Below are 19847 nucleotides of genomic sequence, written 5' to 3'. Positions count from 1 at the left end.
CGACTCCTCCACCTGAACTTGAACGACGTTCAAGGTAGCAGGTCGACGCGGGCAACGATGCGGCCGGCTCCCCCGACCCGGATGCGGCGTCGCCCGGCGCATGCGTCGTCCACCGTCATCACAGACATGCGGGGCTGCCGGCTACCGCTTGGCGTAATCGGCGACGCCGGTCCAGTCGATGAACACGCAGGGCTCATCGCCGAGAATCCACGCGTCGTGACCTGGCGGGCAGACCATGAGATCACCGGGACCGAACTCCATGTCCTCGCCGTCGTTCATGACGATCTTCATGCGACCCGAGATGACGTAACCCATGTGAGCCGCTTGACAGCTGTCTGTCTTTGCTATCGGTTTGACGTGCTTGGACCACTGCCAGCCGGGCTGGAAGGTGGCCCTACCCACAGCGCCGGAAGGGACGTTGACGAGTTCGAGTTTGCCCTTGTCATCCTCGAAGGGGCGGGTTTCCTCTGGTGAATCGAGACTCTTACGGATGAGACCGGACATCATTGTCCTCCCACGTCGTTGTGGCGGCACCCGCGATGCGGCGGACCTTCGCCCTGGCAAACGCTGGGAACCATAGGTAAAGCGGATTCCTGGCACTTTCAATTCTGAGCGGCGATCCGGGTTCACCGCAATATCGAGCGACCGCGTCCGCTCGGATCAGCCCTCTCGCCTCCGCCTTCTCGCATACGCCGAGTGGGCGTCAGGGGGTCGACGGTACCGAGGTCTCGGTATCCGGTTCGCTCTCGTCGGTGGGAGTGGGTTCCGGTGTTTCCGGTGCTGCGGTCGGGTCGGGTTCGGGCTGTTGCGTGGTCGGATCGGGGGTGACCGGCGGCTCTGGATGGGGCGCCGGCTTCGGGCCGAACGATGATGTTGGACCCGGCGGTGCCGCCGTGGTGCTGGTCGTGCTGTCGGAGTCATCTCGGTGGGCATCTGCAGGGGCAGCAAGGGCGGCGGGCAGTACCGCGACCGGTGCGCGGACGATGACCGGGACGACCGCCGCGAATCCATGTTCCGGCAGCACGGATTCCTCCACTGCGGCAGGAGGGGTTGATGCGTCGCGGGTCATGCGCCGGGGCGCCACGTGCGGTCGTGCGCTCGGGTGCGGCGCAACGCGGCCGGGCCACCGAGCGCCTCTTCAGCTAAGACGGTGGTCAGCCATTCCACCGTGGCCTGGTGTGCGGTGATCAGTCGGAACGCGAGATTTTCGATGTCTTTCCTTCCGGCGGCGGTGGCGAGGGCTCTGATGTAGCGGGTGCGGTCGAGGAGTTGGTGTTCGAGGGCCAGGTCACCGAGTAGCGCTTCGTCGAACGGTTGGGCCTGCTCGACCACCGTCTTCACCGCGGCGGCGGCACGTCCCAGGAACGGCCCGATCAGCTCGGGGATTCCGCCGAGGTCGCGGATCGCGGCGTCGATGGCCTCGGCCCGGCCGCGGGCGTTGTCGGCGTTCTCGAGCAGTTCCCGCCGGACTGCTTCGATTCTGGCCTGGGCGACCCGGGTCTCGGCGACCTGGATCTCGGTGTTGGTCAGGTCCAGGATGGTGCGCAGCCGCGCCAGCAGTGTGCTGGTGTCGGTTGTGCTCATACGTGTTCACCTTCGACGTGGACGATATCGGTCGGCGCAGGGTGCACCGCCCGTGACTACCCCGCCCTACCCTCCGGCAACCCGTCGCGCGTGTCGGATCGTTCGGCGCTGGTGCGGGTCAAGCCCGGAACCACGAGTGCGAAGCTACCGGCGCCTGTGACCGGTAGCCGTGGGTGCGACGGTAGCGGTGGGTGCGGGTGCTGGTCCGCTGTCGTGGGGCACGAGTGGTCCCCGTGTACCGATGGGCCATCGCCCTCGGCGACGGACGCCTGGCCTTCGCCGACCCCGAGGACCTCACCCTCGATCCCGGCACACCGGCACACCGTAATCCGGGCCGCGTGCGACGTGCCGCTGACCAGCTGACCACAGGCTATGCATCACTCTGGAGGGGAACGCCCGTCCGTCTTCGCATCGAGCGAGAGTGTCAACCAGACGGTGTCACTTCACGGTTTCTATCCCGATGAAGAAGAACGGCGTCTTGGTGGTCGCGTCTGGGCGGTTGTTACTGCGTGCCACGGTAGGCCTCGGTGTGGCGAAAGCGGGCTCTGTGGGTGGTCGAGAGTCCTAACCCACGATCAGCAGCATCCCGACGGCCGCGACCACGAGAACAGAGCCAGTGATGCAGACCGCAAACGCCCGTACCGCGACTCGGTGCCAGTCCCGAACACGGTCAACCACCTCGATGGTCAGCAGCGGGGGCTTCGAGCGTGAGGTCGCAGCGTCGACCCCGTCCGGCCCGTGCCTGCGTCGAGAGATCGCATCCGCGGTGACCGCCGCAGCAAGAGACACAGCGACCACGAACAGCGTGGCCTCGAGGACCGCGATCACCCAAAACATGTTCATACCGAACTCGACCTTCCTCGTATTCGGGCGCCCGCCACAGTCGGCGATTTCGCAGCCCAATCGGTCGGCCCACTATTCTTGCGGGTCGTTCCGTTTACGTGAGATATCGCTCGAGCAATGGAGTACCAGTATCCGTCGACGCGAGGGTCTGAGGCCGACGGTCGACGACTTTGGGTTGCTTTTTTAAATTGATCAGTTGTCCAATTTCATTCCGCTCTTGCCCCGCCATTGATTTGGGCGTTTGTTCAGTACGCGGCTATTCCATTCTCGGGCTACGCGCGCAATGTCTGGTGGACACGAGTTTCGGCGCCCCGGAGCCTCCGGGGCGCCGAAACGCTCGGGTGCGCTCGATGTCCCTGGTCAGCCCACGCCGATGTCGATCCCGAGCGCGATGCTCAGGAACTTGAGGAACGCGTCGATAGCCACACTGAAGTCGATTCCTGCAGAACCCATATCGGGTCACCTCTTTCTGTTGAATGTTGTCCTCTGTGGATCCCCAACCTATTGCGTCTATCGCCATCAGCAGTCCCGGACGTTTCACCTTTCGGCGAATACATTCGAAGTAATTTTCTTGAACACTCGCCCAAATTTACTGGACGTCCGACTAGGTGAAGGCGCGCAAATACGCGGTTTCAGAAACAGTGAATATGTGTTTAATCTCGTGTTTACAGGGAAATTCGAGAATGTCATGCGAGCGGTGGGAACACCCCGAGATGGAAGCACTCGGGGTCGTTACTCGCTCGCCCCGGAGTCGGGGATGTGCGAGACGAGGTGGGCACGATGAGGAAGATGGCAGTGCGGACGGCCGTGGCGTCGGCCGTGATCGCTCCGGTGATGGCATTCGGGGTGGGTACCGCTACGGCGGTACCGACACTCGGTGCGGGAGTCGCCGGTGAAGTGACCGTGGTGGTGCCGGCCGGGGAGAGCTGGACCTGTTTCGGGTTCGACTCTGCCTTCAATTTCAAGACCGGTGCGTTCGGAGCGGAAGGAGGGAAGCTCAGCGGTTTCGCGAGGGGCAATGCCACGGTGTTCTGTTTCGGTAATGCGGCGCCGTTCTTCTTCACCGGGAGCGTGATGGTCAAGTAACCCAGATCGCACTGTGCCGTACGTTGATGGCCGGCGGTTGGTGATTCCGGCCGTCAACGGGATCGGTCCGGGGCAACACCGACGAGGCAGTCTGGTCGATATCTCCCCCTTGCGCGTGCCCCTCGTCGAGGTGTCGTGCCCACGAGGTTCCTCGAGTAGGGTGCAGATACTGGTCATCATCACCCCGCCCAGTTGAGGTCACGACGGTGCGAGGTCGCACAGGAGGCCGTCATGATCGAGGTTGAGGACAGCATCGTTATCGCGCGTCCGATCGGCGAAGTGTTCACCTTTGTAGCGGACCAGACCAACGCACCCCGATGGCAAGAGGGACTGTCGGAGGTCCGCCGAGTTACAGAAGGACCGCCGGGGGTGGGTACCAAGCATGTTGTTGTCCGCAAATTCATGGGGCGGAAGCTCGAGCTGACGAACGAGTACGTCCACTATGAACCGAACACGAAGATCACCTTCACTGGGGCTTCGGGACCGAGTCGTTTCGAGGCGGAGTATCGGGTCGAGGCAACTGCCGAGGGAACCCGATTGACGTGTCACATGCAGATGGAGCAGAAAGGCCTCTTCAAACTCGGTGACCCGCTGGTCGCGGCCAGCCTCCGCCGAGAATTCGCCGCGAACCTCCACAAGCTCAGGGTCCTTCTCGAAACCACGGCCGATTAGCGCGCGAAGGCCCGGACCCGCACGACAGACGCGATGATGCCCGCTCAGCGTTTGGCAAGAACGAATCACTAAGGAAGAGAGGGGCGTACGGCAGGATTGCTCAGCTCGGCTCGTCAGCTGAGCGGTGGTGAACGACGACAGCCGAAAGCGCCCGTGTCCGGCCCGGGTGTCGAGGACATCGACCAAAGGCTGTCGCGGTCACGCTCAGTTGATCAACGAGCCGACTGAGCCGGTGGTCTTACCTGCGGCGGCGTTCCGTAGAACCCGTAAGTGGTCTGGTATGTGGTACCGAGCAGCTTGTTTAATGCGTCGTACACCTTGCAGGATTCTTCCCGGTTGTTGCCGACCTTCTTGGTAGCGTGAACGCCGAGCACCGCCCCACTGGCATATGCCCCGGGATGGGCGACGCATGTTTCCTGGAATGTTGCTGCCTGGGCGGCGGGCGCGGTCACGGCCATCGAGCCGACTGTCGCGGCGGTGGCGATCAGGGCGCTCGCCGCGACTCGACGCCAGCGTGAGGAGGAGGTGTTGGCGGCGGTACGGACGGCGATGTTGGGGATCATGTGTTGGCTCCGTAGGTTCGGCGGCCATGTGGTCGCTGCAGCAAGCATGCGGCACACTCGGTAGCTGCGACAGGTACCCGAGGGTGACCGTCGCGCACCCTACGAAAAGAGTAGGAATGTCACCGCTGCGGCTGCTCGACTGTGGGCATTCACGCGAGCTCACGTAGGCGGGAGGCCGCCCAGTGATGGATCGGCGACATCGGCGCCGGCCCAGAACTCCTACTGCCGTGGGGCCGGATATATGGGACCAGGGAGTCGGCCGACACCTGACGGACCCGATCATGGGCCGATTCGAGGCGTGGAATACCCGTCATGTCGACCTCTTCACATGAGGGCGCATCGTTCGACGAGTTGTATTCCGTTGTGCCAGTTAGTGTTTGCTCGTCACTGCCTGGGACGTCTTTCCGGGTGTGCCGTTGTCCGCGGGTGGCGGAAAGGCGGCGAGTTGGTCTGCGTCATATAGGCGGCGTCGGCGACCACGAAGGATTTCCCACAGTTTGTCGACGAAGCGTGATGTCGACATGCCGAAGTGGTGGAATGTCTCGTCGGCGGGGGCTCCACCGTATGGCGCCCAGATTCGGGCGAAGCGGAGGATCTCTTCAACCTCCCGATCGAGCGGTGGTGGTGACGCTGAGCTGATCGGCCATCGACGATGGCTGCGCGTGCTGTGATTGTGGTGATTGTCGGCCACCGTGTCGTGGGGCTGGTTGGGGGATGGGTGTGGTCGGGGGTGTGGGTTCACTGCGGTTCCTTCCTGGTCCGGTTTCGGGCTGTCTCTGCCCGACACGTTCTTCGGTGGTGTGGCCGCGTCACCGCCCTATCGGTGTGCGCAGCCAGACGGCGGTGTCCGGTGGTAGATAGCCGACATCGGTCAGGTCGGCGGAGGCGAGCAGGACGGTGGTGTCCGGATCGATTGCAAGCGGTTGTCGAGACAGGTTCACGACGCATCGAAACGACGGCCCGCGGTCGAAGGCGAGGACATCGGTGGGCATCGGTCGCCAGGCGAAGCAGTCGCCGCGTAGGGCGGGCAGTGTGCGTCGGAAGTGAAGTGCGGTGCGGTAGAGGGTGAGCATCGAGTCGGGGTCGTGGGATTCGGCGGCCACGGTCTTCGATTTCCAGCTGTCGGGCTGCGGAAGCCACGGTTGGGTCCCGCTGTTGCAAAATCCGAAGGGTGGGAGGTCACCGTCCCACGGCAGCGGGACCCGGCATCCGTCGCGGCCGCGGATGGTGTGCCCGGAGCGTTCCCAGGTGGGGTCCTGCAGCAGCCCTTCGGGGAGATCGGTTACTTCCTCGAGGCCGAGTTCTTCGCCCTGGTAGAGGTAGGCGCCGCCGGGCAGGGCGAGCATGAGAAGTGCTGCGGCGCGGGCGCGTCGGGTGCCGAGAACGAGGTCGGAGTCGGTGCCGGCGATCAGGGTCATGGGCAAGGTGCTGGTGTCGGCGCGTCCGAATCGGGTGAGGTGGCGGGTCTCGTCGTGGCTCGACAGCACCCAGGTGGCGGGCGCGCCGACCTCGCGGAGCGCGTTGCGGCTGCGGTCGATGGCCTCGCGCAGCGCTGCCGGGTTCCAGCCCGCTCGGGGAAAGTCGAAGTTGAAGGCGGTGTGCAGTTCGTCCGGGCGCACGTAGCGGGCGAGGCGCTCGGGGCTGCGGACGATCGCTTCGGCGACGAACATGCGTTCGGGCCCGTATGTGTCGGCGATGATGCGGAATTCGCGCAGGATGCTGTGAAGTTCGTCGACGTCCCAGTGTGGGTTGTCGACCCATGTGCTGGATTCGAATCGGGCTCCGGGCGGGTGGCCCGCGTCCGGGAGTCCGGGGACCTTGGCCATGGCCGATACGGCGTCGATGCGCATGCCGTCGACGCCGCGGTCGAACCAGAACCGCAGGATGTCGGTGAATTCGGAGCGAACCTCAGGATTGGTCCAGTCGAGGTCGGGTTGTTGGGGTGCGAACAGGTGTAGATACCACTGGCCAGGTTGTCCGTCGGGTCTGGTGGTGCGGGTCCATGCCGGTCCGCCGAAGGCGCTGATCCAGTCGTTCGGAGGAAGTTCGCCCTCGTTGCCGCGCCCGTCGCGGAAGAAGTACCGGGCGCGCTCTCGGGAATAGGGAGCGGTGTGCAAGGCGTCCTGGAACCAGGGGTGCATGTCGGACGTGTGGTTGGCGGGAAGGTCGATGATGACGCGGAGTCCGGCGGCGTGGGCGGCGGCTACCAGGGTGTCGGCATCGTCGAGGGTGCCGAAGAGCGGGTCGATGTCGCGGAAGTCGGCGATGTCGTAGCCGCCGTCCGCCATCGGTGATCGGTACCAGGGGGTGATCCATACGGCGTCGACGCCGAGGTCGACGAGATAGGGCAAGCGGTTCTGGAGGCCTTTGATGTCTCCAATCCCGTCTCCGTTGGCGTCGGCGAAGCTGCGCAGGTACACCTGGTAGATGACGGCGTCGTGCCACCACTGACGTGCTGTGGGCATGGTTTCCCCTGAAGGTGTTTGTGGGAGTGGGCGTTCGAAATCCGGAGGTGGTCAGCCCTTCACGGCGCCGGCGATCATCGCCTTGACGAAGTGGCGCTGAAACAGCAGGAACACCAGGACAGTTGGTGCCATGATCAGTAGCGATCCAGCGTTGAGGAGGACGACGTCGGTGGAGTATTGGCCGACGAAATTCTGCAGTGCGCCCGCCATGGTGCGTTTGCTGGGGTCGTCGATGAGGACGATGGCCTGGAGGAAGGTGTTCCAGGTCCACAGGAACAGCAGTAGGCACAGTGAGGCCAGCGCCGGGACGGCGAGCGGAATTTGGATGTGCCGGAAGGCCTGCCAGGGGCCCGCCCCGTCGAGGTCTGCGGCCTCGGTGAGCTCTTTCGGCATCGACAGGAAATGGGCACGCATCCAGAAGACGGCGAACGGCATGAAGGTGCCGATCAGCACGAGGATGAGTCCGAGTCGGGTATTGAGCAGGTTCATCTCGCGCAGCTGGTAGTAGAGGGGAACGATCGTTGCTTCCTTCGGGAGGGTCAACCCGAGCAGCAGGAGCAGAAAGACGACGGTGCCGCCGGGGATCTTCAGCTGGCCGAGCGCGTAACCGGCCATGGCGGCGAACAGAGCTGCGACCGGGACCACGCCGGCGACGAGGATGATGCTCGAGACCAGAAGGGGGGTCACCTCGGCGACGCGCCAGGCGTCGAGGAAGTTGTGCCATTGCGGGTTCGCCGGCCACGACAGCCCGAGTGGGACGGTGCCCTGGGGTTGCAGTGCCGCCGTCAGCATGCTGAGCAGCGGCAGGATCGAGAAGATCATGGTGCCGAATAGCAGGACGAGTCCGGGTATGCGTTCACGAACGGAGGTTTTCATGATCATTTCTCTCTGAAGAATCGCTGGATCGGCAGAATCACCAGCAGAATCAGTCCGGTAAGGACGACGGCGAGTGCACTGGCGAGGCCGACCCGGGATTCGGTGAAACCGAGTTGGTAGACGAGGACACCGGGAACGGTGGTCGCGTAGCCGGGTCCGCCCTGGGTGGACATGAACACGATGTCGAAGCTGGCGAGAGCGGCGATGATGGTGACGGTGACGCAGACGCCGATTTCGGCCCGGAGGGCGGGAACAGTGACGTATCGGAAGGTGCTGAAGAAGCCGGCGCCGTCGATCCGGGCGGCTTCGTAGATCGAGATGTCGATTTTACCGATGCCCGCCATGAGCAGGATGGTGCAGAAGCCGAGTCCCAGCCAGGTGCCGATGATCCCGACGGCGGGCAGTGCCCAGTCGAAGTCGCCGAGCCAGGAGCGGGTGAGTCCGCCCAGACCGACGGCGGAGAGCAGTTGGTTCACGGTGCCGTTGCTCGAGAACATCCACACCCAGGCAACGGCCGCGGCCGCGCCGGGAATGATCTGCGGCAGGAAAAGCATGGTGCGGGTGAGGGTTCCGAGGCCGCGGATGCGGATTTCCTGGAGCAGAGCGGCGACGAGAAGGCCGCCGATCACCGGGAGAACGGTGAAGAATGCGATAAGGAAGAACGCGTGCCCGATCGAGGACAGCAGTTGCGGGTCGGTGAGTACGCGGCGGTAGTTGCCCAGCCCTACCCAGCTGCCGACAGATATCCCATCCCAGTTGTAGAGGGAGTACCAGATGGTGGTCAGCAGCGGGCGGAGCACGAAGACGGTGTAGACCGCCGCGGCGGGCAGGACGAACAACCATCCGGTCATTGCCCGTTTGGCGTGGGAGCTCCGCCTTGCCCGGGTTGCTGCACGGTGCGGGAACGCCCTGGCAGGGGCTGCCTGGGGGGTATGTGCTGTGGAGGTCATCTCAGGAGGTCCTGCTCGTAGGCGGATTGGACGGCGGCCATCATCTCGTCGGGCGTCGTTCGTCCGGCGACGAGCATCTGGACCTGCGGTAACCAGGTGCCAGACATGCCGTTGGTGGCGTTCTGGACGAACTGCACCTGACCGCCGGAGGCGACCAACCTGCTGAAGGCCACCTGGATCTGGGAACCCAGCGAGCCGGGTGCGGTGGCCGGGACGTCGCCGGTGCCGGACGGGGCGAAGCCGGCGTCGACCGCGACCTGCCGGCCGGCGTCGGAGCGGAGGAAGTTCAGGAAGGCCGCTGCGGCATTCTTGTCGTCCGACCCCGCGGGAATCGCGAAGTTCGACACCGGGTCGGACATGGCACGGACGGGTGCCCCGGCAGGCGCGGGTGGGAGGGTGAAGCCAACGTTCTCGCCCATCTTCGCCTGCAGGGTCGCGGCATCCCAGTTCCCGGAGACGTAGAACAGTGCTTCGCCCGCGGCGAACCGTCCCGCGGCGGTGGTGGCGTCGGTGCCGTTGGTGTCGCTGGGGAAGTAGCCCTTCGCCGCCCAATCGGCCACGACCGCAGCCGCGTCGACCCCGGCGGGGGTGTCGAGGGTGGCGCCGGGAGCGTTGAAGACCCAGTCGTTGACCGTGTCCTGGCCGAGGGCGCTGTTCAGCATCATCTGCACCAGGAATGTGACCTGCGCGCTCTTGTTGCCGGCCATGACAGGGATCAGTCCGGCAGTCTTTGCCGACGCCAGAGCCTGCTCGAATTGCTCGACGGTGGTCGGCGGTGAGGTCATTCCGATGCGGGTCGCGAGGTCCTTGTTGTAGTAGAGCCCCGTCAGAGTGAACCCGCTGGCCATCGTGTACTGCGGGCCGGTGCCGCGCACACCGTTCGCACCGACGCGGTACATGGCCATCTGCTCCTCCGGTAGCTCGTTCCAGCCGTAGGCGTCGGCCCACGGATCGAGTTCGGTGAGCTGGTGGTTGGCCACCGCGGCGGGCAGCGCGATGATCCGCGCGATGTCCGGCGGATTCTCCGACGCGAGCACCCGCGGGGCGTTGACGGCCTGAACCTCGTCTGGGTCGTAGCGCGCCGTGACGGTCACGTTCGGATGGCGTGCGGTGAACGCCGCGATCATCGCCTCATCGATCTTTTTCAGGCCTGCCCCGTCGTACAAGGTCAACTCGATCGGGTCGGTGCCGAGATCGATATTCACCGGTATCGGGTCGGTCGGTGCGGTCACGGTGTTGCCGCTGCCCGGCGGGGCGCACGCCACCACAGTCGGCAGCATCGCAGCGCCCGCGAGGGCGACGAACCTGCGCGCCCACCGGGGCCTGGTCGAGTGGTGTGAGTCCATAACTCCTCCGCATTGAGACGCGCATCACATTTCGGAAGCGCTTCCGCAGCATATGTCGGAAGCGCTTCCGAAATCAAGGTCGTTCGCGCTACCATCGGCCTTGTGTCCGAACGACCTGCACCTTTGAGCCTCAGTGACGTCGCCCGCGAAGCCGGGGTCTCGCTGACCACAGCCTCACGCGCCCTCAACGACTCCTATGGCGTCTCCGCGGCCACGAAGGCGAAAGTCCTCGCCACCGCCCGCCGCCTCGACTACGTCATCTCCCCGGACGCGGTGCGCCTGGCCGGTGGCCCGACGCGGCGGGTGGCGTTGGTCGTTCCCCATATCGAGCGCTGGTTTTTCGGCGAGATGGTCAATGGAATCGAGAGGGTGCTCGCATCAGCAAACTTCGACCTGCTGCTGTACCAGGTCGGCGGACCCGAGGATCGCCAGGACTTCTTCACCCGGTTGCCCGCGCGGCGGAAGGTCGACGCAGTAGTGGTGGTCGCGTTTCCAGTCGACCAACGCGAACGCGAACGGCTCGCACTGATGGGCGTCGGTATCGTCGCCGCCGGCGGCCAGAACGCCGACTACCCCTACGTCTGCATCGACGACAACCACGCCGGGCGGCTCGCCGTCGACCACCTCCTGGAGTTGGGCCACCGGCGGATCGCCATGATCGCCGCCCACGATCCCGATCAGCCTGGGTGGCCGGCACGTTCGGGTCGATCGGAGGCGTATGTCGACGCACTGACCGCCGCGGGCATCGCTGTGGACCACGCGCTCGTCCGCGACGTCGACTGGGGCGGCATCAACGCCGCAGAGGCGATGGCCGACATCCTCGAGGCCGCCCCGGAAGATCCCCCGACCGCCGTGTTCGCGCACAGCGACGAACTCGCCCTCGGAGCGATCCGAACACTGCGCCGCCGAGGCCTGCGGATTCCCGAGGACGTCTCAGTCGTCGGAATCGACGACCATCCGCTCGCCGCACTCACCGACCTCACCACCGTGCACCAATCCGTCCGCGAACAGGGCGAGATCGCCGCCCGACTCGTCCTCGACACCCTCGCCCCCACCCCAGACGGAGACGCCCCCACCGCCGTCACCGCACCGACCACACTCGTCGTCCGCGGCAGCACCGGACCCGCACCGGATCACGCTCGGTCACTCGCGGCTTCTTCCGACGACCCACACCCCGAACGTTCCGGTCGCCGCCCCGCGGTTCCCGCGCACCCCAAGGAGACATGATGCGATTCGCCCTTCCCGATCACTGGGTCTGGGACAGTTGGATGACCGACGACGGCACCGATTACCACCTGTTCTTTCTCCGCGCCTCACGCGCCCTCCAGGACCGCGAACGCCGCCACTACCGCGCGACCATCGGTCACGCGACGTCTCCGGACGGCGAGGCATGGACCCTCACCGCCGACGCGCTGGTGCCCTCCGATGCCCCGGCCTTCGATGACCTTGCCACCTGGACCGGCTCCGTCGTCCGCGGCGCGGACGGGCACTGGAGCATGTTCTACACCGGGGTGAGCCGGGCCGAGAACGGCCTCAAACAACGCATCGGCCGGGCGACCTCCACCGACCTGCTGAGCTGGACCAAGGACCCCGACCTCGTCCTCGAGGCCGACAGCCGCTGGTACGAACTCCTCGGCGAGGGCACCTGGCCGGACGAAGCGTGGCGCGATCCGTATGTCTTCGAACATGCCGGTCAGTGGCACATGCTGATCACCGCCCGGGCCGGTGTCGGCGATCCCGAGGGCCGCGCTGTCGTGGGCCACGCGACCAGCGACGACCTGAGCCACTGGCGCATCGAACCCCCACTCTCGACTCCAGCCGGGTTCGGCGAGATGGAAGTCCTGCAGGCGCACACCGTCAACGGGAAGCCGATCCTGCTGTTTTCCTGCGCACCCAAGAACACCAGCCTTCACGCGGGGCACGATGCGGGGACCTGGATCGCCGAGGGACAGTCCCTGCTCGGACCGTGGAAAGTCACCGACGCGACGAATGTCGATACCGCGGACCTGTACGCGGTGCAGATGCGGCGGACACGAAACGGCAACTGGATGACCTGGGGATTCGACAACACCGACGGGCCGCAATTCGGCACCATCACGTCCTCGCGCTACTCGCCGCACACCGACACAGAAAGCCCGACACCGGCGACCTGACACCACCCATACCCCACGCGCTACAGGCGCACCAACCCACCTCACTCACTCGGATCGTCCGGCACGTTCCTGCCGGTGGAGGGATTCATTTCTCATGGCAACAATTACCTATGACCGCGCGACCAGACTCTTCCCCGGGTCCGACGTCCCCGCGGTCGACCAACTCGACCTGCATATCGAGGACGGCGAGTTCCTTGTTCTCGTCGGCCCGTCCGGCTGCGGCAAGTCCACATCGCTGCGGATGCTCGCCGGCCTCGAGGAGGTCGACGGCGGCCGGATCCTGATCGGCGGCCGCGACGTCACGAATTCCGAACCCAAGGATCGCGACATCGCGATGGTCTTCCAGAACTACGCGCTCTACCCGCACATGAGCGTGGCGGAGAACATGGGTTTCGCCCTCAAACTCGCCGGCACAGACAAGTCCGAAATCCGCAGGCGCGTCGGGGAAGCCGCCGACATGCTCGACCTCCGCGACTATCTGGACCGCAAACCCAAGGCGCTGTCGGGTGGGCAGCGGCAGCGAGTTGCCATGGGGCGAGCCATCGTTCGCCAGCCACAGGTATTCCTCATGGACGAGCCGTTGTCCAACCTCGACGCCAAGCTGCGCGTACAGACCCGCACCCAGATCGCACAGTTGCAGCGGCGTCTCGGCACCACCACCGTCTACGTCACCCACGACCAGGTCGAGGCGATGACGATGGGTGACCGGGTCGCCGTGCTCAAGGGCGGCATCCTGCAGCAGTGCGCGAGCCCCCGCGAGTTGTACCGGCGCCCGGTGAACGTGTTCGTCGCCGGATTTATGGGCTCTCCCTCGATGAACCTGTTCACGCTACCCGTTACCGATGGGGGAATCAGCTTCGGCGATCAGCTCATTCAGGTGCCCAGGAACACGCTGGCGGCCGCAGGCCGCGAGGTGGTCCTCGGGATCCGACCCGAGCACATCGAACTCGCCGACTCCGGGCACGAAATCGAGATCGACGTAGTTGAAGAACTCGGCTCGGAAGCCTTCATCTTCGGACGCACTCGGGTGGGCCGACGGCACGAACCAGTTGTGGCCCGAGTCGACTGGCGCAACCCCCCGGAGAAAGGCCAGGTCGTGCACGCCCGCATCGACGCCTCCCACGCCCACGTCTTCGCTACCACCCCCGACGGTGCACGGCTATCGCAATAACAGACGCCGCAACTGAGGGCTTCATGCCTCCTCGTCACACACGCCATCGACTACCTGAGCGGCACCGCGGGCGGCCAAGTATCCGACTCCCGCAGTGACCTTCGCTGACCAGTCGACCTCGCCGGCGTGCGGCCCCTGCCGCCCGCCGGGGCATCAGACCGAGGTGGAGTCTCACGACGCCGACTTCCCGATCTCGATAGGGATCGTCAACGACCGTTGGGTGGGACGGCGACGGGCCCAGGCCAGCCGGTGACGGACAGTCTTTGCCAGACTGTCTTCATGAATGCTGTCTGGCCGATGGTGCATGCGGAGCGTGCAGCGCTGATCGATGACCTCACCGCCCTCACCGACGACCAATGGGCCCTGCCCTCGCTGTGCGGCGACTGGACCGTGCACGACGTCGCCGCACACCTCATCAACAACGCGAAGACCACCCGACTCGGCATCGTGCGCAACATGGTCCGAGCGCGTTTCGACTTCGATCGCCAGAACGCCCAGGGCGTCGAACGTGAACGCGGCGCCACACCCCAGCAGACGCTCGCCCGACTTCAGCAGGTAGCCAACTACACGTCGACGCCGCCGGCACCGCTCGACAGCAGACTGGTCGAAGAGGTCGTCCATGGCGAAGACATCCGACGGCCGCTGGGCATCAACCGTACGTATCCGTCGGAGGCGGTCGTCAGGTCGTTGCAGTACCAGGCGCGGACCCCGGTATCCCTGGGTGGTGCGAAACAACTCATTGCCCCCGTCCGATTGCGGGCCATCGACGCAGACGTGTCGATCGGTGATGGCCCAGAAGTCTGTGGCCCGGCACTCTCCCTGCTCTTGGCGATATCGGGGCGCAAGTCGGCGCTGGGTGTCTTGGACGGACCCGGAGTACCTGCGCTGGAGTGATCACGCCCGTGGCGTCCCCAGCACCATTCCGCTTGCGGAACAACCCGTCCGCGCGCGCAAAGTCGGCCTGGTTGCCCCACTGATGGTCCGGACCAATTCCTTTCTCAGTCAGAGCGTTTCGGCTGAACGACGGCTGCGCGTGCTCGTGGGCATTATCGTTGCTCGCGTGGGCAAGCTGATCTATTCGTTCCTGGCGTCGCTCGACGGCTACATCGCCGACCGGGCCGGCGCCTTCGATTGGGCCGTCCCCGACGAGGAAGTACTCGACTTCATCAATGTCACCGAGCGGGAGGTAGGGACATACCTCTACGGCCGCACTATGTACGAGATGATGACCGGCTGGGAGAACGATCCGGCAGTGGCCGCCCAGTCACCCATGAGCGCAGAGTTCGCCCAGATCTGGCAGGCGGCCGAGAAAGTCGTCTTCTCGCGTAGTCTCGATTCGGTTTCCACGACACGCACGCGGATCGAGCGCACCTTCGACCCGGGCTTGGTCCGGGACCTCAAGGCCAGTACGGCGCAGGACCTCAACGTGTCCGGCGCCACCCTTGCTGCCTCCGCATGGAAGGCACAGCTGATCGACGAGTGCCACCTGTACCTTGCGCCCATGCTGGTCGGGGGCGGTAAACGGATGTTCCCGGACGACATCCGACATACGCTGGAACTGCTCGACGAACGCCGATTCGGCAACGGCATGGTCTTCCTCCGCTATGCCGTACAGACCTGAGTCAGCGCTGAGGGTTCCATGCCATGTGGTGACAAATTATGTCGAAGCCGTTGCGCAAGTACGATTTGTGAGCCGTATGCCGGGTGTGCCCGGTGTCCAGGTGCAGTTGGGCGCAGCCACGAAGGCCAGTTCGTAAAAGGAAAGGCGCTCCCCTGCCCACGCTCATCCGAGAATCGACCACCCTTGCACATACAACCGATCGGTTGTATATTTTGGGTGTGTCAGAAACAGACGAGGACCAGGCGGACGCCCTGTTCCACGCGCTATCCGACCGAACGAGGCGCGACATCATGCGTCGCGTACTGGCCGGCGAGCATTCCGTCTCGGCACTCGCAGCGAAGTACGACATGAGCTTCGCTGCGGTACAAAAGCACGTCGCCGTCCTCGAGAAGTCCGGTTTACTCGTGAAACGACGCAGTGGCCGTGAACAACTCGCCAGGGGCGATGTCGAAGCAGTGCGCGCGGTGTCGTCCATGCTCGCCGAGCTGGAACAAGTCTGGCGTGGGCGGATCGCACGGATCGACGAACTGATCGCAACGCAACCTCAACGGAAGGAATGAACGATGCCTGTCACCAATGTCAGCCACGACATCGATGCATTGACCCTGACCATCACGGCCGAGTTCGCGGCGCCTCGGGAGCGAATCTGGCAGATCTATGCCGATCCTCGCCAGCTCGAGAAGATTTGGGGTCCGCCGACGTACCCGGCAACGGTGGTCGACCATGAGTTCACCCCGGGCGGTCGGGTCACCTACTACATGACCGGCCCCGAGGGCGACAAGCATGCGGGCTACTGGAACATCATCTCCATCGATGAGCCGACCGGCTTCAGCTTCACCGACGGATTCGCCGATGCGGATTTCACCCCGATCGAATCGATGCCAGTGTCCACCAACGATTTCTCCTTCCGTGAGGAGCACGGCAGCACCATCGCCACCTACGTGAGCACCTACGCAACTGCCGAAGGTCTCCAGCAGGTGCTCGACATGGGCGTGGTCGAGGGTGCTTCGCAGGCGATCGGCCAGATCGACGACCTCATCAAAAGTTGAGCTGCCTGGTCACCACAGTGGCCGATCTCGTCGCCTCGCCCTTCGCGTGCGAGGCGACGAGCCGGCACGACGGAGTTGCATCATTCAGGTTGCACGAACCTCAGATGCGGCGCATCACCGATACCACCTTGCCCAGGACGACTGCGTCGTCACCGTCAATCGCGGCATAGGCAGGATTGCGGGGCTCGAGGAAGACGTGGCCATCACGGCGCCGGAGCACCTTGACCGTGGCCTCGCCATCAATCATCGCGGCGACGATCTCGCCGGAGTGGGCTTCGTCCTGGCGGCGCACCACGACGACATCGCCATCGCAGATTGCGGCGTCGATCATCGATTCGCCGCGTACCCGCAACCCGAAGACGGTGCCGGAGCCGACGAGCTCGCGAGGGAGTGTCAGTGTCTCATCGGCGTGCTCTTCCGCGAGGATCGGTGTGCCGGCGGCGATGTCGCCGACCACCGGTACCGTCACATTGTTGTCGGACGAGCGACCCTGCTTCGCCTCGGTGAGGAACGGGCGCACGTCCAATTGCCGAGCCATGGCCGAACCCCGGCGAAGAAAGCCCCTCTCCTCGAGACTTTTCAGATGCTTGGACACCGACGAGGTCGACCGCAGGCCCACCGCATCCCCGATCTGCCGGGTGCTCGGCGGGCATCCATGTGCAGCCACCCAGTCCCGGATCGTTGCCAGGATCCGCTGCTGGCGGGGTGGCAGGGTGGAGGCGTCAAGGCCGCCGAACATGTCGAGATCGTCGTAATCGGTCACCGGAGAATGGTAGGGGGTGGCCACTGATCGCCGCGAAGGCCTCTACTGCTCTCCCCGATTGCTCCGGCCGCATTTCCACGCCGGACAGCGGCTAACGTGAACCAATGAGCAGTGCCGCCGGACCGCCCGTTCGCGCGCAGAGTGACGTCAAGTTGAACAAGTCGCCCGGACCGATCCATCTGGCTTTGACCGCTGCCTCACTGCTGATTCTGGTGTGTATCTACTACGACTGGTGGCCCTCTCGCTACGGCACCTCGAGTTGGGCCGATCCGATGTTGTTCGGTGCAGCGGCGCTGCTGATCCTCGCCGTCCTAGGGCTGGTGTGGGCAGTGAAGACCTTGTATGTCATCGGCCAAGACCGGCGGTGGTCATGGTGGATCGCGGCTGCGCCGGCGGTCCTGCTCGTCGCTGTCGCCACGGTGATGCTGGCACCACGGCCGTCATTCGACGACACCCGCGCAGAGTTCGAGCGGGTGGCGCTCGAGTTGCTGGCAGATCCGGAGCCGCTCCACAGCCAACTCGAGATCGGCCGGTTCGATATCCGCACCGCCATGTCGGGCGACGATGGCGTGGTCTACTTCATCGAGGACGGCGGACTCGGACTGACGGTGAGCAGCGGGTGGGCCTACAGCCCGCACGGTGTGCCCGCCGGGTTCGATGATTTCACTGCGACTCACCTGGGCGGGCCCTGGTACAAGTTTATTTCGGTGTGGCGAACCTGACCGCCCACCCTGTCCCACATCGTGTTCCGACACCGGAGCGGTCACACTGGTCGCATGAGCATCACACGGTGTGTCGATGTGTCGATGTGTCGGCTGCGCGCTGGCTCGAACGACGAGGCGAGGAGTGGTCGCGGTTGGCGGCTCGGGGGCCGGTCGCCTTCGGCAAGTACGCGCGCTTGCGATTCATCCCGGACCCCAGCAATCCGGGGCAGAGGGAGGGCGATGCCCAACGCGATCCGGAGGGTCTGTCCGACAACGAGCAACTCGGCGTCGTGCTGGCCGAGCTCGCCCCCTACACCGGCACACCTGACGACTGCTAATTCTGCTTATGGGACGGGTGGCCGAATTTCGCAGCCGACGATGCGTTTCCCAAGATCTCGATTCCGAACCGCGACTACTTCCTGTTCCACGGAACCGTCGACGACCTCGCCGACTGGGATGCCCAGCTCGAGACACTTCTGAAGGACATCGGCGCACCCACGCCCGCGTTCGTGTGGCCTGCCGATTTCGCATGGTGCGTGACCTGCGACATCGATCCTCACTTCGCGTCGATCGGTGCCGGCTCGGATGCCATCGATCGGCTCCTGGTCGACCCGCGGGTCGACCTCGTCATCGATGATCCCGACAGGGAACCCCCGTACTACTCCTGAATGGACCGCCGACCCTTTCAAGCATGCAGGGTGGGCCGGTAGATGAGCTCTTGGATGTTTCCGTCGAGCGTCCGGCTCTCGATCAGCTCGAGATCGAAGTCGGCCGCACCCTGAAAGATCGGGTCCAGCCCGGTCTGACCGGTAATGACGGGGAAGATCGTCACCTGGACGCGGTCGACCAAACCGGCGGCCATCAGCGCTCGGTTCATCGAGAGACTGCCGTGTGAGCGCAACGGCACCTCGGACTCCTCCTTGAGCAGGGCGACGACGTCGACGGCGTCACCGCTCACGAGGGTCGCGTCTGGCCAGTCGAGCCGTCCTTCCAGGGTGGTCGATACCACCGTTGCCGGCAGACTCCTCATCCGGGTGACCCAGGGATCACGAACCTCGGACTCCTCCGTGCTCGAAGCCAACATCTGCGCGAACGCGCGGTAAGTGTTGGCGCCGAATACCATCCGCTGCTCGGTGCCGTACAAGGCGAGGCGGTGGTCGAGCAGTTCGGGGCCTTGCTTGCCCCAGTAACCGGTCCAGTTGCCGCTGGCGGCGCCGAAGCCGTCGAGGCTGGAAAAGACGTCGAAGGTGTAGGTGGCGGTCATGATGCTCTCCTCGGGTGCGGTCGGTCGGGTATGTGGATACAGACTGGAACTTTCGGCGAAACTCATCACGCTCTGTCCCGCGGGAAGCCCGAGCTGCAACGTTATTCCGTCCAGCCGACCGATGAATTCCGGTTCGTCTTGCAGTCTGCATTGATGAAGGTTCCTTCCGCACCTGTGGGAGGCGCGAGACTGATGACAAGGAGCGTGACCCCCGTGGACCGAGAGAACGTCAGCGCCACCGTGGCTGTTGCCGCGCCCGCGACCAGGGTGTTCGCGCTGCTGGCAGACCCGAGGACTCATGCTGCGATCGACGGCACCGGGTGGGTGCAGGACGCTGCCGACCAGGCGCCGCTGACCGAGGTGGGGCAGATCTTTCGGATGGACATGTATCACCCAAACCACCCGAACGGTGACTACAGAGTGGCCAACCAGGTCCAGGTGCTCGACCCGCCGCGGGCCATTGCCTGGCGGACGGGGCAGGAGAAGGAAGACGGTCAGCTGGAGTTCGGCGGCTGGGTCTGGCGTTACGACCTGGTGCCGCTCGGTCTGTCCGAGTCCGAGGTCACGCTCACCTACGATTGGTCGGCGGTGCCACAGTTCATCCGGGAGTACCTTCAGTTCCCACCGTTCGGTCCCGATCATCTCACCAACTCACTGCATCATCTGGCAGAGCTTGTGGCCCCCCACTCCTGACGCCTAGGCATCTGCCGACCGCCCGTAAAGTTCGCCGGCTGTCG

The 19847-nt window shown here is 64.8% G+C and carries 24 protein-coding genes and 1 pseudogene; 13 read left to right on the top strand and 12 right to left on the bottom strand.

What is annotated here, in order from left to right; genetic code table 11:
- Nucleotides 1–141 precede the first annotated feature (141 nt).
- The 4 genes and pseudogenes from ACH49N_RS03935 to ACH49N_RS03920 all read right to left on the bottom strand — a co-directional run bounded on the left by ACH49N_RS03935 (nucleotide 142) and on the right by ACH49N_RS03920 (nucleotide 2427).
- A complete protein-coding gene (locus ACH49N_RS03935) occupies nucleotides 142–504 on the bottom strand; it encodes a cupin domain-containing protein (RefSeq protein ID WP_358274167.1) in 363 nt (120 codons plus the stop codon).
- A gap of 199 nt (nucleotides 505–703) precedes the next feature.
- Nucleotides 704–1024, bottom strand: coding sequence for a hypothetical protein (locus tag ACH49N_RS03930; protein ID WP_317764088.1), 321 nt, complete (start codon nucleotides 1022–1024; stop codon nucleotides 704–706).
- Between the two features lie 77 nt (nucleotides 1025–1101).
- Nucleotides 1102–1584: pseudogene (locus ACH49N_RS03925) on the bottom strand (ferritin-like domain-containing protein); the annotation flags it as partial.
- 564 nt (nucleotides 1585–2148) lie between these two features.
- A complete protein-coding gene (locus ACH49N_RS03920) occupies nucleotides 2149–2427 on the bottom strand; it encodes a hypothetical protein (protein WP_317764090.1) in 279 nt (92 codons plus the stop codon).
- Nucleotides 2428–3207: 780 nt separating this feature from the next.
- Between ACH49N_RS03920 and ACH49N_RS03915 the strand changes: the two genes are divergently transcribed.
- Nucleotides 3208–3513 (top strand): hypothetical protein, encoded by a 306-nt coding sequence (locus ACH49N_RS03915; RefSeq protein ID WP_358274035.1) that lies wholly within the window; start codon nucleotides 3208–3210, stop codon nucleotides 3511–3513.
- 231 nt (nucleotides 3514–3744) lie between these two features.
- Entirely contained in the window at nucleotides 3745–4185 is a 441-nt protein-coding gene (locus tag ACH49N_RS03910; protein ID WP_317764091.1) for an SRPBCC family protein, read from the top strand.
- Between the two features lie 212 nt (nucleotides 4186–4397).
- On the opposite strand, the gene ACH49N_RS03905 is transcribed toward ACH49N_RS03910, so the two are convergent.
- The 6 genes from ACH49N_RS03905 to ACH49N_RS03880 form a co-directional block, all read right to left on the bottom strand.
- Complete coding sequence (locus ACH49N_RS03905; protein ID WP_358274034.1) at nucleotides 4398–4748, bottom strand: hypothetical protein; 351 nt, start codon at nucleotides 4746–4748, stop codon at nucleotides 4398–4400.
- A gap of 370 nt (nucleotides 4749–5118) precedes the next feature.
- Nucleotides 5119–5490 (bottom strand): hypothetical protein, encoded by a 372-nt coding sequence (locus ACH49N_RS03900; RefSeq protein ID WP_358274033.1) that lies wholly within the window; start codon nucleotides 5488–5490, stop codon nucleotides 5119–5121.
- Nucleotides 5491–5557: 67 nt separating this feature from the next.
- The gene (locus ACH49N_RS03895; RefSeq protein WP_358274031.1) at nucleotides 5558–7213 is read right to left on the bottom strand and encodes a glycoside hydrolase family 13 protein; all 1656 of its coding nucleotides are present in this window, start codon (nucleotides 7211–7213) and stop codon (nucleotides 5558–5560) included.
- A gap of 51 nt (nucleotides 7214–7264) precedes the next feature.
- Nucleotides 7265–8089, bottom strand: coding sequence for a carbohydrate ABC transporter permease (locus tag ACH49N_RS03890; RefSeq protein ID WP_358274030.1), 825 nt, complete (start codon nucleotides 8087–8089; stop codon nucleotides 7265–7267).
- Between the two features lie 2 nt (nucleotides 8090–8091).
- Complete coding sequence (locus tag ACH49N_RS03885; protein WP_358274028.1) at nucleotides 8092–9039, bottom strand: sugar ABC transporter permease; 948 nt, start codon at nucleotides 9037–9039, stop codon at nucleotides 8092–8094.
- Complete coding sequence (locus ACH49N_RS03880) at nucleotides 9036–10385, bottom strand: extracellular solute-binding protein (RefSeq protein ID WP_358274027.1); 1350 nt, start codon at nucleotides 10383–10385, stop codon at nucleotides 9036–9038. The genes ACH49N_RS03885 and ACH49N_RS03880 overlap by 4 nt, the downstream gene beginning before the upstream one ends.
- Nucleotides 10386–10487: 102 nt before the next feature.
- On the opposite strand from ACH49N_RS03880, the gene ACH49N_RS03875 reads away from it, so the two are divergent.
- From ACH49N_RS03875 to ACH49N_RS03845, 7 genes are all read left to right on the top strand, one after another.
- Complete coding sequence (locus ACH49N_RS03875) at nucleotides 10488–11612, top strand: LacI family DNA-binding transcriptional regulator (protein ID WP_358274025.1); 1125 nt, start codon at nucleotides 10488–10490, stop codon at nucleotides 11610–11612.
- On the top strand, nucleotides 11609–12538 hold the full coding sequence (locus ACH49N_RS03870; RefSeq protein ID WP_358274024.1) for a glycosyl hydrolase family 32: 930 nt from the start codon (nucleotides 11609–11611) through the stop codon (nucleotides 12536–12538). The genes ACH49N_RS03875 and ACH49N_RS03870 overlap by 4 nt, the downstream gene beginning before the upstream one ends.
- A 94-nt stretch (nucleotides 12539–12632) precedes the next feature.
- Complete coding sequence (locus ACH49N_RS03865) at nucleotides 12633–13709, top strand: sn-glycerol-3-phosphate ABC transporter ATP-binding protein UgpC (protein WP_358274022.1); 1077 nt, start codon at nucleotides 12633–12635, stop codon at nucleotides 13707–13709.
- A 279-nt stretch (nucleotides 13710–13988) separates the two neighbouring features.
- Complete coding sequence (locus ACH49N_RS03860; RefSeq protein ID WP_358274020.1) at nucleotides 13989–14603, top strand: maleylpyruvate isomerase family mycothiol-dependent enzyme; 615 nt, start codon at nucleotides 13989–13991, stop codon at nucleotides 14601–14603.
- Nucleotides 14604–14769: 166 nt separating this feature from the next.
- Complete coding sequence (locus tag ACH49N_RS03855) at nucleotides 14770–15330, top strand: dihydrofolate reductase family protein (protein ID WP_358274018.1); 561 nt, start codon at nucleotides 14770–14772, stop codon at nucleotides 15328–15330.
- A 218-nt stretch (nucleotides 15331–15548) separates the two neighbouring features.
- Nucleotides 15549–15890 carry a helix-turn-helix transcriptional regulator gene (locus ACH49N_RS03850; RefSeq protein ID WP_201453385.1) on the top strand — a complete coding sequence of 114 codons (342 nt, stop codon included), beginning with the start codon at nucleotides 15549–15551 and terminating at the stop codon, nucleotides 15888–15890.
- Between the two features lie 3 nt (nucleotides 15891–15893).
- Nucleotides 15894–16379, top strand: a complete 486-nt coding sequence (locus ACH49N_RS03845) for an SRPBCC domain-containing protein (protein ID WP_358274017.1) — start codon at nucleotides 15894–15896, stop codon at nucleotides 16377–16379.
- Between the two features lie 100 nt (nucleotides 16380–16479).
- On the opposite strand, the gene lexA is transcribed toward ACH49N_RS03845, so the two are convergent.
- Nucleotides 16480–17118, bottom strand: coding sequence for a transcriptional repressor LexA (gene lexA, locus ACH49N_RS03840; RefSeq protein WP_358274165.1), 639 nt, complete (start codon nucleotides 17116–17118; stop codon nucleotides 16480–16482).
- A 128-nt stretch (nucleotides 17119–17246) separates the two neighbouring features.
- On the opposite strand from lexA, the gene ACH49N_RS03835 reads away from it, so the two are divergent.
- The 3 genes from ACH49N_RS03835 (at nucleotide 17247) to ACH49N_RS03825 (ending at nucleotide 18514) form a co-directional block, all read left to right on the top strand.
- The gene (locus ACH49N_RS03835) at nucleotides 17247–17864 is read left to right on the top strand and encodes a DUF1109 domain-containing protein (protein WP_358274015.1); all 618 of its coding nucleotides are present in this window, start codon (nucleotides 17247–17249) and stop codon (nucleotides 17862–17864) included.
- An 86-nt stretch (nucleotides 17865–17950) separates the two neighbouring features.
- Entirely contained in the window at nucleotides 17951–18184 is a 234-nt protein-coding gene (locus ACH49N_RS03830) for a hypothetical protein (protein WP_358274013.1), read from the top strand.
- 198 nt (nucleotides 18185–18382) lie between these two features.
- Nucleotides 18383–18514 carry a hypothetical protein gene (locus ACH49N_RS03825; protein WP_358274011.1) on the top strand — a complete coding sequence of 44 codons (132 nt, stop codon included), beginning with the start codon at nucleotides 18383–18385 and terminating at the stop codon, nucleotides 18512–18514.
- Nucleotides 18515–18531: 17 nt separating this feature from the next.
- On the opposite strand, the gene ACH49N_RS03820 is transcribed toward ACH49N_RS03825, so the two are convergent.
- Entirely contained in the window at nucleotides 18532–19110 is a 579-nt protein-coding gene (locus tag ACH49N_RS03820) for a dihydrofolate reductase family protein (protein ID WP_159922561.1), read from the bottom strand.
- Nucleotides 19111–19323: 213 nt separating this feature from the next.
- On the opposite strand from ACH49N_RS03820, the gene ACH49N_RS03815 reads away from it, so the two are divergent.
- Nucleotides 19324–19803: an SRPBCC family protein gene (locus ACH49N_RS03815; RefSeq protein WP_358274010.1), complete on the top strand. Its 480-nt coding sequence runs from the start codon at nucleotides 19324–19326 to the stop codon at nucleotides 19801–19803.
- Nucleotides 19804–19847: the final 44 nt, after the last annotated feature.

Source organism: Rhodococcus sp. NPDC019647, assembly GCF_044389235.1.
GTDB lineage: Bacteria > Actinomycetota > Actinomycetes > Mycobacteriales > Mycobacteriaceae > Rhodococcus_F > Rhodococcus_F oxybenzonivorans.
Note: the sequence above shows the minus strand (reverse complement) of the source record. Positions and strands in the feature narration are given on the sequence as shown.

Bases quoted from the DNA above. Each gene is read 5' to 3' on its own strand.
- ACH49N_RS03935 (WP_358274167.1), bottom strand. From the start codon at position 504: ATGTCCGGTCTCATCCGTAAGAGTCTCGATTCACCAGAGGAAACCCGC.
- ACH49N_RS03920 (WP_317764090.1), bottom strand. From the start codon at position 2,427: ATGAACATGTTTTGGGTGATCGCGGTCCTCGAGGCCACGCTGTTCGTG.
- ACH49N_RS03915 (WP_358274035.1), top strand. From the start codon at position 3,208: ATGAGGAAGATGGCAGTGCGGACGGCCGTGGCGTCGGCCGTGATCGCT.
- ACH49N_RS03910 (WP_317764091.1), top strand. From the start codon at position 3,745: ATGATCGAGGTTGAGGACAGCATCGTTATCGCGCGTCCGATCGGCGAA.
- ACH49N_RS03905 (WP_358274034.1), bottom strand. From the start codon at position 4,748: ATGATCCCCAACATCGCCGTCCGTACCGCCGCCAACACCTCCTCCTCA.
- ACH49N_RS03895 (WP_358274031.1), bottom strand. From the start codon at position 7,213: ATGCCCACAGCACGTCAGTGGTGGCACGACGCCGTCATCTACCAGGTG.
- ACH49N_RS03890 (WP_358274030.1), bottom strand. From the start codon at position 8,089: ATGAAAACCTCCGTTCGTGAACGCATACCCGGACTCGTCCTGCTATTC.
- ACH49N_RS03885 (WP_358274028.1), bottom strand. From the start codon at position 9,039: ATGACCTCCACAGCACATACCCCCCAGGCAGCCCCTGCCAGGGCGTTC.
- ACH49N_RS03880 (WP_358274027.1), bottom strand. From the start codon at position 10,385: ATGGACTCACACCACTCGACCAGGCCCCGGTGGGCGCGCAGGTTCGTC.
- ACH49N_RS03870 (WP_358274024.1), top strand. From the start codon at position 11,609: ATGATGCGATTCGCCCTTCCCGATCACTGGGTCTGGGACAGTTGGATG.
- ACH49N_RS03865 (WP_358274022.1), top strand. From the start codon at position 12,633: ATGGCAACAATTACCTATGACCGCGCGACCAGACTCTTCCCCGGGTCC.
- ACH49N_RS03860 (WP_358274020.1), top strand. From the start codon at position 13,989: ATGAATGCTGTCTGGCCGATGGTGCATGCGGAGCGTGCAGCGCTGATC.
- ACH49N_RS03845 (WP_358274017.1), top strand. From the start codon at position 15,894: ATGCCTGTCACCAATGTCAGCCACGACATCGATGCATTGACCCTGACC.
- lexA (WP_358274165.1), bottom strand. From the start codon at position 17,118: ATGTTCGGCGGCCTTGACGCCTCCACCCTGCCACCCCGCCAGCAGCGG.
- ACH49N_RS03835 (WP_358274015.1), top strand. From the start codon at position 17,247: ATGAGCAGTGCCGCCGGACCGCCCGTTCGCGCGCAGAGTGACGTCAAG.
- ACH49N_RS03820 (WP_159922561.1), bottom strand. From the start codon at position 19,110: ATGACCGCCACCTACACCTTCGACGTCTTTTCCAGCCTCGACGGCTTC.